Origin of the sequence: Bathymodiolus heckerae thiotrophic gill symbiont, from assembly GCF_900180345.1 — a bacterium.
Lineage (GTDB): Bacteria > Pseudomonadota > Gammaproteobacteria > PS1 > Pseudothioglobaceae > Thiodubiliella.
In genome coordinates, this window is sequence record NZ_FXLV01000036.1 from 1 (window position 1) to 16429 (window position 16429).

7 protein-coding genes are annotated in these 16429 nt (G+C 36.2%); 2 read left to right on the forward strand and 5 right to left on the reverse strand.

Annotated features, from left to right (window positions below):
• The coding region (locus CRYPD_RS05390) for a restriction endonuclease subunit S (protein WP_171004343.1) at positions 1-289 on the forward strand (289 nt) is incomplete at its 5' end.
• A 234-nt stretch (positions 290-523) separates the two neighbouring features.
• The gene (locus tag CRYPD_RS05395) at positions 524-1516 is read left to right on the forward strand and encodes a DNA cytosine methyltransferase (protein ID WP_138146578.1); all 993 of its coding nucleotides are present in this window, start codon (positions 524-526) and stop codon (positions 1514-1516) included.
• A 203-nt stretch (positions 1517-1719) separates the two neighbouring features.
• On the opposite strand, the gene CRYPD_RS05400 is transcribed toward CRYPD_RS05395, so the two are convergent.
• The 5 genes from CRYPD_RS05400 to CRYPD_RS05420 are packed head-to-tail and all read right to left on the reverse strand — an operon-like array spanning position 1720 to position 16401.
• Complete coding sequence (locus CRYPD_RS05400) at positions 1720-3867, reverse strand: peptidase domain-containing ABC transporter (RefSeq protein ID WP_171004344.1); 2148 nt, start codon at positions 3865-3867, stop codon at positions 1720-1722.
• Complete coding sequence (locus tag CRYPD_RS05405) at positions 3845-5215, reverse strand: HlyD family type I secretion periplasmic adaptor subunit (RefSeq protein ID WP_138146580.1); 1371 nt, start codon at positions 5213-5215, stop codon at positions 3845-3847. Before CRYPD_RS05405 ends, CRYPD_RS05400 begins: the two co-directional genes overlap by 23 nt.
• The gene (locus CRYPD_RS05410; protein ID WP_171004345.1) at positions 5212-7263 is read right to left on the reverse strand and encodes a peptidase domain-containing ABC transporter; all 2052 of its coding nucleotides are present in this window, start codon (positions 7261-7263) and stop codon (positions 5212-5214) included. The genes CRYPD_RS05405 and CRYPD_RS05410 overlap by 4 nt, the downstream gene beginning before the upstream one ends.
• Positions 7264-7285: 22 nt before the next feature.
• The gene (locus CRYPD_RS05415) at positions 7286-7582 is read right to left on the reverse strand and encodes a hypothetical protein (RefSeq protein WP_138146582.1); all 297 of its coding nucleotides are present in this window, start codon (positions 7580-7582) and stop codon (positions 7286-7288) included.
• A gap of 23 nt (positions 7583-7605) precedes the next feature.
• On the reverse strand, positions 7606-16401 hold the full coding sequence (locus tag CRYPD_RS05420; protein WP_171004346.1) for a C80 family cysteine peptidase: 8796 nt from the start codon (positions 16399-16401) through the stop codon (positions 7606-7608).
• Positions 16402-16429: the final 28 nt, after the last annotated feature.

Here is a 16429-nt window from a genome sequence, read left to right on the forward strand (position 1 = left end):
TTTGACTGTCGATAGCGCTGTAGTAGGATATTGCTCATACCAAAAAGATAACTTTTCAGCAAGCGACCATGTGGAAAAGCTTGTGCCGGAATTTAAGATGAATAAATATATTGCACTATTTTTAACAACAATTCTTAATTTGGAACAATATAGATATAATTACGGCAGAAAATGCAGTCAAACAAGAATGAAGGAAATAAATATAAAATTACCAACAAAAAACACCCAACCAGACTGGCAATTTATGGAAGACTACATCAAATCACTGCCTTATTCTAAATCACTATGACGACCCTAAAACAAATAGAAAAAACCCTAAAAGAGGTTTTACTAGCCAAACCAAAAGAAAAAGTTAAATATGAGAATAAAAAACCTACAAAAGTTGAGAAAAACCAAAAATGGCGATTAGAGGAAAAGGCTTAAAATTAAGTTTGCGGATTTAGGTATATAATTCCCAATTTAATTAATGCTCCCCATAGTTTATTTATCAATAAATTATCTGTGCCACAGGAGCTTGTTTAATATGAAAATAGTCTCTTTGTTTTCTGGTGCAGGTGGATTAGATAAAGGGTTTGAAGCGGCTGGATTTCAAACTATTTGGGCTAATGAATATGATAAAGATATTTGGGAAACATTTGAGAAAAATTTCCCCAAGACCACTTTAGATAGACGCTCTATTAGAGGTGTTCCTTCAGATGAAATACCTGATTGTGATGGTATTATTGGTGGTCCACCCTGCCAAAGCTGGAGTGAAGCAGGAACTTTAAAAGGAATTAAAGATAAAAGAGGGCAATTATTTTTTGAGTTTATTAGAATTTTAAGAGATAAAAAACCAAAGTTCTTTTTGGCAGAAAATGTTTCAGGCATGTTAGCTGAACGCCATTCAGAAGCATTAAAAAATATTAAAATATTATTTTCAGAGAGTGGCTACGATTTATCCTTTTCTCTTTTAAATGCGGTTAATTATGGCACGCCACAAGATAGAAAAAGAGTCTTTTTTATAGGAATTAGAAAAGATTTAAATTTTAAGTTTAAATTTCCTGAGCCATTAAAAAATAAACGATTTTTAAAAGATATTATTACTGATATCCAAGAAGGTGTTTTACCTGCAAAAGAAAAGCAAAAAACAAATGGCGATAAATGTTATTTACCTAATCATGAATACATGATTGGAGGTTTTTCGAGTATTTATATGTCTAGGAATCGCGTGCGAAGCTGGGATGAGCCATCATTTACAATACAAGCAGGTGGAAGACACGCACCTATTCATCCACAAGCACCGAAAATGAAACTTATAGAGCAAAATAAAAGAATTTTTGTTGAAGGAAAAGAAGATTTATACAGACGGTTAAGCATTAGGGAGTGTGCAAGGATACAAACTTTTCCAGATAGCCATATTTTTTATTATAGTAATCTTATGGCGGGTTATAAAATGGTTGGAAATGCAGTTCCTTGTAATTTGGCATATTGTTTAGGTAAATCTTTAAAGCAACAGTTAATAAGCTGCCAAACATAACCAAAAAATCTAGCTGACAACTAAAAGCGTCATGCCTTTTTCTGAGGTAAAAAATCTGCCACTTTCAGTTACATCAAATTAACTTTCATATTTGGCATACTATCATTTTTATAAATTAAGCATAACAAATCACTCTAGTCAACCGTTAATGCATCAGCTAAATTCAAGCGTTAGCTAGAAAGCCATAATGCATAGATAACCATTTAGGTTTGTTGTTGCAGTTGATAAAGCTTTGCATAACCACCCTTTTTGTCTATTAGTTCTTGGTGGGTGCCTTGTTCGGTGATTTTGCCGTTGTCGATAAAAATGATGATGTCTGCGTATTTGATGGTGTTGAGGCGATGGGCGACTGAGATGATGGTTCTGTTTTCTCTTATTTTTGGTAGGTGGTTTAAAATGACGCGTTCTGATTCGTAGTCTAGGGCGGAGGTTGCTTCGTCTAGGATGAGGATTTTGGGGTTGTTTATTAGGGCACGCATAAAGGCGATTCTTTGTCGTTGGCCGCCGGATAGGTTGCTGCCTTTTTCGCTGAGCATGGTTTCGTACTCTTGGGGGAGTTCTTTGATGAAGTCGGCGCCGCACATTGTGGCAACGGCTTGTATTTGTTCCATTTTGACATAGGGATTGGCGATTTTAAGGTTGTTGATTAGGGTGTCTTGGAACAATTCGCTGTCTTGTAGGACGACACCCATATTCATTCTCAATTCGGTTGGTGAGAGGGTTCTGATGTCTAAGCCGTCTATTAAGATTTCCCCTGTGGTGGGGCGGTAGAACATTTGTAATAATTTGGTTAGTGTGCTTTTTCCAGAGCCAGAGGGGCCTGTTATGCCGAGCATACAGCCAGATTTTAGGGTTAAATTAATGTTTGATAGGACGGGGGGTAATTCTTTTTTGTAAGTGAAATAAACGCCTTTGAAAACGATATTACCTGAGAGGTTGTTGAGGAACATATTTTTTGGTAATTCTTCTAGTGGTTCTTTGAGGATAAGGCTGATTTTTTTAATAGAAACTAATGTGTATTGAAAATCTTGCCATATTTGTGCTAGGCGAATAACGGGTTCTGCAACATAATTAGAATACATACGAAAGGCGATAAAGGCACCGATGGTTAAGTTGCCTTCTAATACTTCGGTAATGCCTAGCCATAAAATGACAATGACCATTATTTTATTAATAAATGAAATGCCTTGTATGGAGAAAATACTGGTTAACTCTGCTTTGGCGTAAGCATTTTGATATTTTCCCAATCGTTTTTCCCATTGTTGGATAAATCGGTGTTCTGTTGCCATTGATTTGATGGAGTGAATGCCATACAAGGTTTCGGTTAATAAGGCGGTGTTTTCTGCGTTTGCATCAAAACATTTCTCGCTTCGTTTACGCACAACTGGGCCTATTATTAGCCAAAAGAAGAAATAAATTAGCAAGAATATTAAGACGATGACGGTCATAAAAACAGAGTATTGAAACATAACCGAGAAAAACACCACAACAAAAATTAAATCAATCACCAAGGTGAGGGAATTGCCTGTCATAAATTGCCTAATATTTGCCATTTCCCTCATAAAGGCGGTTATTTTGCCAATTTGATTGTTTTGAAAAAAAGACAATTGCAATTGCATTAAATGTTCGTAAATACGACTGGTTAATTCTGAATCAATCTTAGAAGTGAGATTGGAAAAGGCAAAGGAGCGCATCAGTAAAAACATCGGGTCAACCAAGGCAAAAAATAACATTGCAATCATCACAGTTTGTAGATTAGTCGGGTTAAAACTGGGTAATGCGCTGTCTAAAAAATATTGGAACAACAAGGGAGTGAGGAGCATAATCAGCTGAATCATAATGGAGATAAAAATCACCGATAAAAATTGTTTTTTATGTTTTTTGATTGAGGGTAAAAACCATTGGAAAATAGACTCTTTTTTAATGGCAACATTTTGCACAGTGTTGGCATCGTATTCTTCTAAATTATTGGCAATGGCAATACAGGAGTTTTGCCAAATTTGACGACTATCTTGTGTGCTTATCTGCCACCTGTCCATACCATCAAATACAGTGAGATCTTGCCCGTCAAATGCTTCAAGAAGGAGCCAATTATTTTGGCATTCAATGAGCACGGGTAGGTGTAATTTGCCTAATTGATTTAGGTCAATTTGTATATATTCGGCATTAACACCTGCCCATTTAATGGCATATATTAGTTCCGTTTGGCTTAAATTATCCTCTTGACTATTGACCAATAAATGGCTGATGCTCGTCAGCTCAATATTTTTTTCAAAATGTCTTAGTAATTGAACGATACAGCGTAAAGCACGGTTATTAGCCGTGAGATTAACGCTCTTTAAGTCCTTCATTGACATGCTCCAAAACAGGTGATAATAAATAGTCAATCACACGGCGGCGACCTGTTTCTATTCTGACAACGACTGATAAGCCTGCGTGTAAGTGTGTTATTTTGCCCTTGTGTCGTATTTTGTTGTCTTTAAGGCTGATGGTGGCTAAAAAAACATATCCCAACTCTTTGTCTTCAATAGAATCTTGGTAAATATTTTCAACCACTCCATCAATTGCACCGTATTTTATATAATTAAAGGCATCCAATTGCACGCTTGCCACTTGCCCAGTACGCACAAAGCCAACATCCTTATTTAATATTTTCACCTCTGCTTGTAGGGAAAGTTTGCCTATGGGGACAATGGACATTAATTCTTGTGCAGAGGTTACCACTCCGCCGATTGTGTTGATGGTAATTTCTTGCACAAAGCCTTCTATTGGGGCATAAAGACGCATTGTTTGCCGCTGGTTTTGATATTTTTTTATAGCCTCTGAGGATTCAATAATGTCCAATTGATTTTTTTGATATTCTTTGTAGATTTCATTTTTCTTTTGACTGATAGCAAATTTTTTATTACTTTCTTCTAATTGACGATTGTTATTTAATTCGTGCAGTTTAGATTGTTTGCTTAGCAGTTCTTTTTTAGATTGCAGTAATTCCTTTTGTGCTTGCAGAAATTGCAATTCGGAAATATCTTGATTGTCAAAAAAACGACTGAACATATCCACACGCTTGCGTGCATTCTTCAGCATAGATTGCTCTAATTTAATTTCCTTTTTTAAATTATTACTAGCTTTTCTTAGGTTCTCAATTTTGGTGTTAAATTGTGCAATTTGTTTAAAACATTCTTCCAAATCTAGGGTGGCTTGCTTATTGCGTAAGGTGTCAATTGGCATGGTATTTTGAGTATTTTCATCTTGTTCTATTTGCTCAACAATAGGGAAAATGTATTTAAAATTCTGCTGATTTTGTCGATAGAATGATAATTTTGCCTCTAAATTGGCAATATTGGTTTTTGCATCTACATCGCTAAGTTGCACCAACAAATCCCCTTTTTGCACAACTTGCCCTTCTTTGACATAAATTTTTTCAATTTTACCTGCATTCAGCGGTTGAATTTTTTGCGACTTACCAGAGACAATTAACTTGCCTGTGGTGTTTGCATAAATGGCAATGTGGCTGAAATAAGCCCATAGCAACACTGCTATTACAAACAACACCACACCCCAGCCAATGAGGCGAGAGAAATTTGTCGGCGCTTGCTTTTGAATGCGTAAATAGGTGGGGGAAAATTCAAACGCCTTGTTATCGGTTTTTTTGCTGGCAAAGATTGAAGCAAGTTTTTTCTTAAATAAATGATAATTCATGATGGTATGAGAGTTAAATATTTAGCCTTATCTTCGCCCGTTAAAATGTCGGTTATTTTACCTTTATTAAGAACCACCACTCGATCGCAAGAGCGAATAGTGGACAAACGATGGGCGATAATAATTACCGTTTTACCGTGCGATATTGTGGTCATATTTTGACGAATTAACGCTTGGGATTCTTCGTCTAAGGCAGAAGTTGCTTCATCTAAGATAAGTAATTTTGGTTTGTTAATAATGGCTCTGGCAAATGCAATTCTTTGCCTTTGTCCACCTGACAAGGACTTTCCCCCCTCTTGAATCTCAGTATTGTATCCCAATTGCATTTTGCGAATAAATTCATCGGCACCTGAGGTTTTTGCCGCTTTAATCACTTGTTCCATTGGCAATGTTGGATTTTTATGGGCAATATTTAAGCGCACACTTTCTTGAAAAAGGTAATTTTCTTGCAAAACAACGCCGATTTGGTCCCTTAATGAATGCACATCTATCTTGTTGATATTAACATTATCAATATAAATATCGCCAGAATCGGGAACATATAGGCCTTGTATCAATTTAGCAATTGTGCTTTTTCCAGAGCCAGACCCACCAACCAAAGCCACACTTTCGCCAATTTCAATGGTTAAATTAATATTTTCAAGCACCAAATTACCAGTAGGTGTGTATTTAAAAGACACATTTCTAAGTTCAATTTTGCCTTGTAATTTGTGCAGAGTTTGGTGTGTTTTCTTCTCAGCAGGTGTATTTAAAATACTGCTTAATCGTTCAACCGCTATTTTCGTTTGTAAAAATTCTTGCCATAATGAAGTGAGCTGATTAAGGGGCTGCTGAAACATAGACAATAACATATTAAAGGCAATCAATTGTCCAATGGTCATTTTTAACGCAAAGACTTCAGTTGCACCTAGCCATAAAATCAATACCCCCACAACTTTTGAAAAAATGCTCACCATTTGCGAGGCAAAAGTATTTAATTTTTGTAAATTATAATTCACACTAACCATACTATTAGTTTGCTTGTTCCAGCGTTTTAACATAACCCGTTCTAATGCCATGCTTTTAATGGTTTCGCTGTTGGAAATGGATTCTGTTAAAAAGGCGGTATTTTTTGCTCCCTTGTTGAATGATAACTCAATATATTTGATTAGTTTTGGCGTAAGTAACCAAGCGCTAATAAAATAAAATGGCACCGTGGCAACGGCCACTAAGGCTATTTTTGGGGAAATGTAATACATTACAAAAAAAGTGATAAATAAAAACACAAAATCAATGACACTTAACAATGCTTGACCCGTAAAAAATTCACGCACACTGTTAATTTCTTGCGCCCTACTCACCAATAATCCAACAGATTTACTTTCAAAAAAGGCAATAGGCAAATGTATTAAATGCTTAAATAAACGCACTCCCAAGCCAATATCAATGCGATTAGCGGTGTGTAATAATAAATATTCTCGTATACTCGTTAAGGCGATTTCAAATATATTGGCACTAAGCAGGGCAATCAATAAAATAACCATGGTTGATAAAGCATTATTAACCACCACTTTATCAACGACTACTTGGAAAATCAATGGCAAAATCAGTGCCACAATTTTTAAAACGCAAGAAAAACTAATGATTTCTAACAAGGTATTGCGATAACGCAAAAATTCAGGAACAAACCACCAAAGTCCAAATTTAGCAGTATCTTTGACAAAAATAACTTTACCACTCCAAACTTTTTGAATATCAGGCAATTGAAATTGAGCGGGTTCCTTACCGGGGCGTTGAATTAAAACGCCCTCTTTGGAGAGACTGGCAACCACAGAAGGCTGTCCTTCTTTAGTAAAAAAGACAAAGGGCGTTTTTTTTTGTAGTTTTTTAACAGATAATTTTGCTTTGCCAAACTGGAGCTTTAGTAGATTTTTCTCGGCAAATAAATGCAGTTTTTTTTCATCAAACACCACATTATCTTTATCTGCTTGAATAAGAATATCCCTGCCAAGAACCTCTTCTCTTAATAACAGAAATAGTGTATAAATTGATTGGTAAACTGGTTGCAATACTGAGCCCACTTAAAAAAAATTATTTACCCTGAGCCTTCTCAATATCCTTCTCAGTTGGAATAATACCAGCCTCTTGAAAACGCTGAATCATATCTTTCATTTTGTCATCTTGCATCAGTCCTTCGATGACGCTTAACATATACAAAAAACCATTTAATGGCATGGTGATTTGTCCTAGGTCGTCAAATTTTGGTTCGTTATTGTTATCATCGGTTGGTTGTTGCTCAGAAGATTGGGCTACTAGGTTCATTTTGACGATGCCATTGTTGACATTAATGGCACTGATGGTATCTACAAACATATTTTTATTATTCATATTTTTTACTCTTTTTTATTTTATTAAATTAAATTTTTCATAACTTCGGGAATATTATAACCAACCTTGGCTTCGGACCATAATTGATTAACTTCTTTTTTGTAATTAGCTGCTCCTTCGGTGTCGGAGAATGAGTCAAAAGATGACATATATTCAACCAATTTACTGACTTGTTCTTTATCCAAATAATGATAGCGCTCGTTGTCAGTGTCGATGCTAATACAAATTTTTGCACTTTCGGTGCTACTGGTATCGGCAAAATAATCTTTAATTAACACGGTGCCTTCTTGTTCTCTATATTGCTTGGCAATATCAACATCGGTATTGTCCTTTTGATGTTTGTCATCGGTTTTATTTGGTGTTATTAATGACCGGTGTTTGATTAAGAGGTCGTTATTGTTTTTGTGATACATGGTGTCTTGATAACTGTCTAAATCAAATGCGATATAATCTTCTTTATCGGTGATGATTTTGCTAAATATATTGTCATTTCCAACGATGAATATGTCGGTACCTGCACCACCAGTAACAATGTTTTCTGTGCCATTTAAATACAGCAAATCATTGCCTGATCCTGCGTTAATATTGTTATCAGTTGAATATTTATGCATATATAAAACATCATTGCCAGATCCTGCCATAACAGAGGACTGATGGCTGGCAACTTCTAATTCATCATCACCTTCACGCAAATAAACGATATTTTTATTGCCGAATACTTTGCCATGGTCGTTACCTTCGCCTAAGTTCATAACATTGTAAGCACCAATTAAAATACCGACATCATCGCCACTATGACCGTGAATTTTGCCATAGTTACCAGTGGATACCAGATAGTCATCGCCTTCATTGCCAGCAAGGTAGGCGCCTTCTCCAAATGCCCAAAGTTGGTCTCTGCCTGCGCCGCCAAATAAAGTATTGTATCGACCGGATGCTACGCTAATATCATCACCTTCACCACCAATAAACATGTGATTTTGCCCTACATAAACGGCACTATCATCGCCTTCGTTACCACTAATGGTGTTGCCTTCGCCAATAACATAGGCGACATCATCGCCTTTACCGCCCCAGACATTGTTATTGGTGCCCATTAAGGCAAATAAATCTTTGCCGTCGCCGCCCCATGCAAAGTTTTGAGCGCCTATGTTGAAGAATAAATCTCCGTCATTGGACATATAGCCAATGTCTGAGAAAAGTTCAAGGGCTTTGTTTTCCATATTGGCAGAATCTGTGGAAATACTATTGGATAGTGTTTCTGCTAATTCTGGCAAATTGCTGAGTGTTTCAATTAGGTTTGGTGTGAAAAGAGTGAATAGCGAAGGTAATTTGAGACCGCTAAAGCCAAAGGCTTCATTTTTTTTGTCGTCTTGTTTGGCTTCGTCATTGTTTTCTGTACTCTTGTTGCTGTCATCTTCGTCCTTATCTTCGTCTTCGTCCTTATCCTTGTCTTTATCTTTGTCTTTAATCCCCAATGCGTCCAAGGTATTTTCACCCATGTCTTCTATCGAATCTATGCCTGATTTTAGGGCGTTAATAATGCGTTCTGGTTCGGACAAGGCTTTAATAGAATTGCCAAAAGTGTCAGATACAGTACCAAGTAGTTCTTTTAATAAATCTGACATTGATAAATCAGGGCTTTGTGTTGAGGTTTTGCGGATGTGGCCAGAATTGGTGTATTCGTAACCTAATATATTGCCAAAGGTGGTATCTTTTGCTTGGGATGCCATTTCATTGAGAATGCCGTTAATCAGTTTTGTTTTGACATTACTTGGCGTGTAAGTAAAGGTTGTTTTGGGTTGTCCGTCTGAGGTGTATCCTTGTTGCATAATGCCGAATAATGAAGCAACAGTGGTGTCTAAAACAGAGGAGAAGGTATCACCAAACATAAAGCTAAAGTTACCGTTGCCGACAAGGATGTCAGAACCTTGTCCGCCAATTGTGAGATTTAAGCTAAAATTGCTCACTTTCTCTTTGAAGCTTTGTTTTGCCTCTTGACGCTTGCTTTCACGCTGCATAAAATCATTAGATTTTTTATTGAGTGTCATTTCTATATCGTATTTTAACCCTCTGTCGGACACTGCGTTTTGTCCACCACTCATCAATATTTTCTTATAGTTGGTATCACTAGTTGCATCTAGAGAGCTCATGCTGGTTGCAAACTTTTTGGTTTTTTTCCAACTCCATAAGGCATTTTGTTCAGAGTGATTCAAGTCTGCCATGCCTTGTAAGGAGCCCAAGATATTGGCTGAGCCGTCAAAAGGATTAACAAATGGAATCATTGGAAAGGAAGGGTCTGTTGCAATAATCAAGTCATTTCTAGTACCATGGTTGACCACTACATTTTTAGTGCCTATTAAAACTTGCACTCCTTCTAATGCACGATAACCGCCTATTTCAACAAAACGCTTAGTACTGCCTGCATCACCAATGCTGACAAAAATATTGTTATCGCCATACATAAGTGCGTAGTGCCCGCCATTGCCAACTTTGACATCTACATTGGTAGAACCGCCGAAGAAGGTGGTGTGGTCGCCATTGCCGATATTAATTTGAATATTAAAAGCAGTGGTGGCAATTTTACTTTTACTTTTACTGTTGCTAGGTGTGCTGGTGGTGTTAGGGTTTCTCAGTGGTTTGACTTTCTTGGGGTCAACTGAATTGGCAAACTCAGTTTGCCGTCTATCAATATCAGCCAGTTTTTGTTTGGTTGCTTCTGATTCCGTATCTGTCTTTGTCTTTGGTTGTTCTTGCTTATCACTTACTACTTGCTGATCCCCTGTGTCTTGTGGGTTGGTGTCGTTATCCAAATCTTGATTTAAACGCTTGCCGTTGTATTTAATCAAAGTACCTTCATCGTTATAAACTCTGCTAATCACAGCACCTGTTGAGCCAAGACTGTAAATGGTTTTGGCTGCACTGTCTTTGTGCATCCAGTTACCTGAACCTGTGTTTGAAGTGAGTTTTTTACCGTTTTCATCAACAGTAACATAACTACTTCTAACAACAACAGGGGCTTTGATGTTTGATTGACTGAGTTTTTCGACCATTCTTCTGCCGTATTGGCTGTCGCTATTATCGGTAGGATTGTCTGATTCCATATTACAACCAACGATACTAATACGCTGTATATCTGCATCACCTGCTAACGCTTGATTGAGTTTGGTGATATTTGCACTTAATTCATCAGCGGTTCTACCTCCCATTGTTTGAGTGTCGCCCTCTTCTCTGCCGTAACCCACGGCCACCATTTTGACCCTGCCTGTAATATCTTTAAGCTTAGGACCGTAAACCACTCGGTAAGTGCCGTCTTTTTGCATTTGCACGATGGTGGTTTGTGCAGGGTGTTTAGAGGCAAGTTTAAGGGTGCTGCCCTTAACATTCCTATCAAATTCAGTTTGGATTAGGACTTGATGGTCGTGATTGGCTAAACTGGGTTTGGTTTTTTTAGATTCTTCTTTTAGTTTGTCGGTTTGGTTTTTACTTAAATCGTCCCAATCTTGGAGGGGTTTGTCTTGGTGGGGGGTGGTTTCGGCTAGGTGTTTCAGACTATATTCAACCATTTGGGTATCATTAATTGATAACCATGTCTGAACCCTACCGTCTTGTAATATTGCCATTACTGTAACTTCAACTTTATACGCTTCATATAAAGATCTAAGCAAATCTTTGTAATGATCAATATCGGAATCTATAGGTGTTTCAATACTTATCTTGCCAATAGGAAAGCCTTCAGTAACCGCTGTCAAGCGTATTAAATTTTTTAAAGTTTTTTCTATTGTAGGGGTGGTAGCTGGGGGGTGGTGGGAAATTTTCACTGTAACATCAGAATCGTATCCTTTTTGCGAATAATGAAAAGCATTAATATTGCTTGAAAAACTTTCAAGCAATACTAATGTATTTTTTGGTATATTGTGAGATTGAGTAAACATTGAAGCACCTTTATAAAGAGCACTCCCAGAATTCCTATTACTAACAACAACTGTTCCTTGATTAGGTCCAGAGTTGGAATACAACAAAATATTTGCATCAAATTGTATGCCTAAGATTCTTAAATTTTCTATCTGCTCAGGTGTGTTGTAATCAGTAAACCAACTATCACTACTTTTTTCTGTTTTAATATTGATTTGCTCCATTGAAGCATCTGTAGGTAGTTTTTCTTGAAATTCCTGTAGTATTTTTTTGGTTGTATCAAAATCTTTAGCCTCAACGCGAACTTTTAATCTGCCTTGCAATTCATGAACTTCCTTGTCACCGTGAATCTTTTTTATTTCTAGAGTTCCATTTTTTTTAACAGAAAGGATGACATCATAATGTTCATCTGAATAAGAATCTACAAGAACTACTTTACCTTGTTTGAGCGCATAAGTTTTTTTAAGTTCGCTTGAGTGATATTGTCGGCGACTGTCCGTTTGCGTTCCTATTGTAATTTTTCTACCATTAGGAAGAGTAGTTACTCGACCTAATCTAACACTTACTTCAGTAATTATATTCTCTCTTGCTAACTTAGGTAGCAATACTTTAGGATATCTATCCCCTAAACTACAAGAAAATAAACTGATTTTTTTCAAACGAGAATCGTCATGAACAGCCCGATTTATTATGCCAATATATTTAACAATATCGTCAACACTTCTATCTTGGAATCCTTTTAAATTACCATGCCCATTAACTATAACCTTTAACTCTCCTGATGGTATCTTGTCTAATTTAGTCCCAAATACAGTAGAATAGTTACCTTGCTTATCCATATGAACAATAGTTGTCTTATCTGGATGTTTACTCGCAATTAGACTTTCAGAAGCAGATAAGATTTTATCATCTTCCAATGTTATAATAATTCGATGTCTATACCATGATGACGATACTTTATTTAATCTATCTACCAAAAGTGGCTTATTCCATGTTTTAAACTTAAATTGAGATTGCTCAGCTGTTTGAGTTACACGCTCCACAGCCAATTTACTACTCACTAGTTCTTTACTTATTTTAGGATGGCTTTTTAAAAGTTCTATGACTTTATCGTGAATAACCTTTAATGCCTCAATCTTTTTATCTATTTCCAATATTTGAGCTTTCTGATATTCTTCTTTAATAGGCTTAATGATAGATTCGTACAATTCCTGCCCTTCTCTACTTAAAATTCTGAATTTGGTTTCAGTGTCAAAATCTTTTAAAGAGCCTCTTACCTCATTTAACTCTTTTAAAATTTCTGATTTTTGGTGTTGTTTTAAGTGCTCATCAAAAACTAACATAGACTTTTCTAGATCAGGCAGATGAGACTCTATACCATCCTTTTGTGCCTTATAAAGAACTTCAAGAATATTATCTAACACATCTTGATGCTTACTAGGCTCTAAATTTCCAAATTCTTCATTTGTAAATAGTTCTTCTAATTTTTTGACTTGCTCATCAATCTTGTCGTTAAATGGATTTCTAAATATATCTTCTGATAATGGGTTTTTTAATACATCTTCTGTTTTTTTGCTATGTTCAGCTCTTGAAACAATATCATTATTTTTATTATCCCAACTATAAACCATTTTGGTGCCATCTGTTGTCATGGTCTTGGTGCCATCGTCATTTACTTGCACTTGTCCTGTTCTGCCAGTAATTTCTGTGTGTTTTAGGGTTGGTATGTCGTTATAAATAGCATTAGCAAAGCTTTTGGTTAAAGTTGTTCCAACCCCATCGGTATCACAGCCTACTAGGGCAATGCGTTTAAAATAAGTATTTTCATCGGCATAAGTGTCATAAATCTGTTTGACTTTGTCAACCAATTTATCCATAGTATTTTCGCTTGTCACAAAGTTTGTTCCATGGTCAACAAAGCTAAGTCGCACATTGCCTTTGGGAGTGTAAAACTCATTGTCTGATGTGACTAATTTGTTATTGGCATCAAAATGAACAACAATACTATTTTCAGGATGTTTATTTGCAAGGTCTTGGGCAGCCTTAACTGCGATATCGCTATTACCGTGTTGAACGATAATATTGGTTCGGTAATTGCTGAAATCTTTTTTTAGGGCATGACGAAAAACCATATCACTAGAAACTTTTGGATTTCCTTTTATTAAATCGTTCATCTGATTTTTATCAATAAAGCGATTATTTTTATCAAGTATGACTTCAATTCTATCAATTTGATAGTCAGTTTTTGGCTCGTAAAGCACTTTGATTGTACTATCTGAGCTGCAACTCATGACGACAAGGTCTTTTTGTTTTTTTGCCTTGTTTAATAGATCTTTTTCAAATTCAGGATCTTGCTTTAACACATTCTCGCTGATAAGAATGGCGTGCATGCCTTTGTTTTGGTCAAACTTTTTCAGGGTGCCTAACGATTTGTCTCTCAACTTTTCTAAGTCTTCTATATTGTCTTTTCTGACTTGTTGTAAGGCACTAGACAAAGTTTTAGACGATGGTGGATCGCTGTTGATTGGGTCAAACACATAAAGTTGCCCATCTCTACCCATTAACATTTGCAAATCACCAATACTCAAATTTGGATGTTGGTTGAATTTTTTTAATAAATTCTGAATGTCGGCAAGTGTTTTGTATGTTGTGCGTTCATCTTTAAGTAATTCACCAGCCCTCTCCCTTACCCCTCCCAAAAGATCCTCTGGTTTTACTACAGCTGCACTGTGAATGCGTTCAACTAAAATTCCATGGCGTTCTTGACCGTCTTTGTCAACCATAGAAATAGTCTTAAAATATTTTGGCGTTTTAACGCCCATTTCTCTAAATTTGTTAATCCATTTAACCTCATTTTCTAATTGTTCAATATAATGGCTATTTTCTGTACCTCCATATCGCTGTAAAAATAATAAATCAGGGTGGTTTTTCAAGGTGTGAGCGGCTTTCATGTGACCTTTGCCAACAACTTTACCCAAATCCCCATAATTCAATGAATCGGGTAAATTTAAGGCAGTTACTTCATCGTTCGACCCTAATTTTAAATGGTCCAAAACTTCGCCAATATTCTTAGAACTTTCTGTTGTCCAAACAGGTTTGTTATTTTCATAATTCCAACTATGAATGATTTTTTGATTAGGACTGTCCATCGTTTTAGAGCCATCTGCATTAACTTGTATATCGCCTATTCTGCCTGTAACACTGGCACCTCTTAAATATTCTCGTGTATAAAGTTGTTTGGCATAATTTTTGCTAAGCTCTTCGTTTTTACTGCCTACCAAAGCAGCACGATTCAAATAAGCATGACTGTCTACTGAATCTATATTGTAGCGTTGCATTATTTCATCAGTGTAATTTGCTAAATTTTGAGCACCAACTTTTTTCAATTTTTCTGGATGTCCAACGATATTGAGCCGTACACTCGCATCAGGTATAAATACTTTGCCTTCTGGAAAAACTAATCTACCTTGTTCATCAAGTGTGACAATAACACTATTGTCAGGGTGTTTTTCATAGAGCGATTGAACCGCTTCCTGAGTAACTTTATCGTTACCAATTGACAAAATAATATTGTGTTTATTTTTGCCGTTACTTTTAAGGTTTAAGGCTTCATACTCCTCGGGAGTGTTTACACGAAAGATAGAATTATTGCTTTGCTTCCAGCCTTGTTTTTCGGCAAAATCAATACAATATTTTTTCAAATCAACGTTTTGGCTTTCGGTGTCACGGGCAATGACTTCAACAGTATTAAAAATCAAACTTTGGCTGTTACTTGGACTATAGATAATTTCTTTTTGATCTGTTTCAACATCATAAGTAACAATAGCCTTGTTATTATTTTCCTGTGCATCGCTCAGTATTTGTTGCTTTAGCGTGTTATCGGATGATTCCCAAAGTTGTTTGTCAATATAAGTAATATGGTTGAGTGTTTTGTCAGTAAAACGCTTATGACGCTGTAAAATATGTTGTTCAAATACCTGCAAAGCATCTAACTGAGATGCATGCTTCTTGCCATTTCCAGGCGACATAATAACACCCATTGGGTCTATAACATATAATTGACCGTCTTCGGCAATAACCCCTTGAAAATCTATTACAGAAAGATGAGGGTTTTTTGCAAATATTTTTTGTAAATGCTTAATATCTTTTAAGGTTTTGTCGTTACTGCTATTAAGTGTTTTTCGCAGGACGCTTCCTGACGGAATCCAATCTTTATGGATTAATTTTATATCTTTCACACCTCTAATTTTTTGCACAACTAAACCATGTTGCAAAGTCTTAGTTTTATTGGCTTCATCTACAAATTTGATTTGTTTGTAACGCTTAGGTGTTTTCATACCAAGATCATCTAGTTGTTCTAAATATCTCATTTCTTCTTCAATATCAGAGGCTTTACGGCTTGACTTTGTTAGCAACACCAATAAATCAGGTTGATCTTTAAAATTGTAGGCAGTTTTAAACACACCTGAGCCAACAGGAGACTTTATGTCTATTTGTTGACTGGTTAATGTATCTGGAATACTATCTATATCAACAACACCAGATGAACCCTTAGAACTTGCACCCCCAAGCTTCAAACCCTTTAACACCTCCCCCACACGCTTAGATTCTTCAGTTTGTTGGGTAACGATATTTAAAACAGCATTCCACTGATAAATCATTTTTTCACTACCCGTTTCCATGGTTTTAGTGCCATCAGTATTGATTTGCATTTCACCTTTTCTGCCAGTAACTTCAGCATATCTTAGGCTTGGTGTGTCGTTATAAATAGTTGTGGCAAAGTTTTTGGTTAAAGTTTTTCCAACCCAATCGGTATCACAGCCTACTAGGGCAATGCGTTTAAAATAAGTATTTTCATCGGCATAAGTGTCATAAATCTGTTTGACTTTGTCAACCAATTTATCCATAGTATTTTCGCTTGTCACAAAGTTTGTT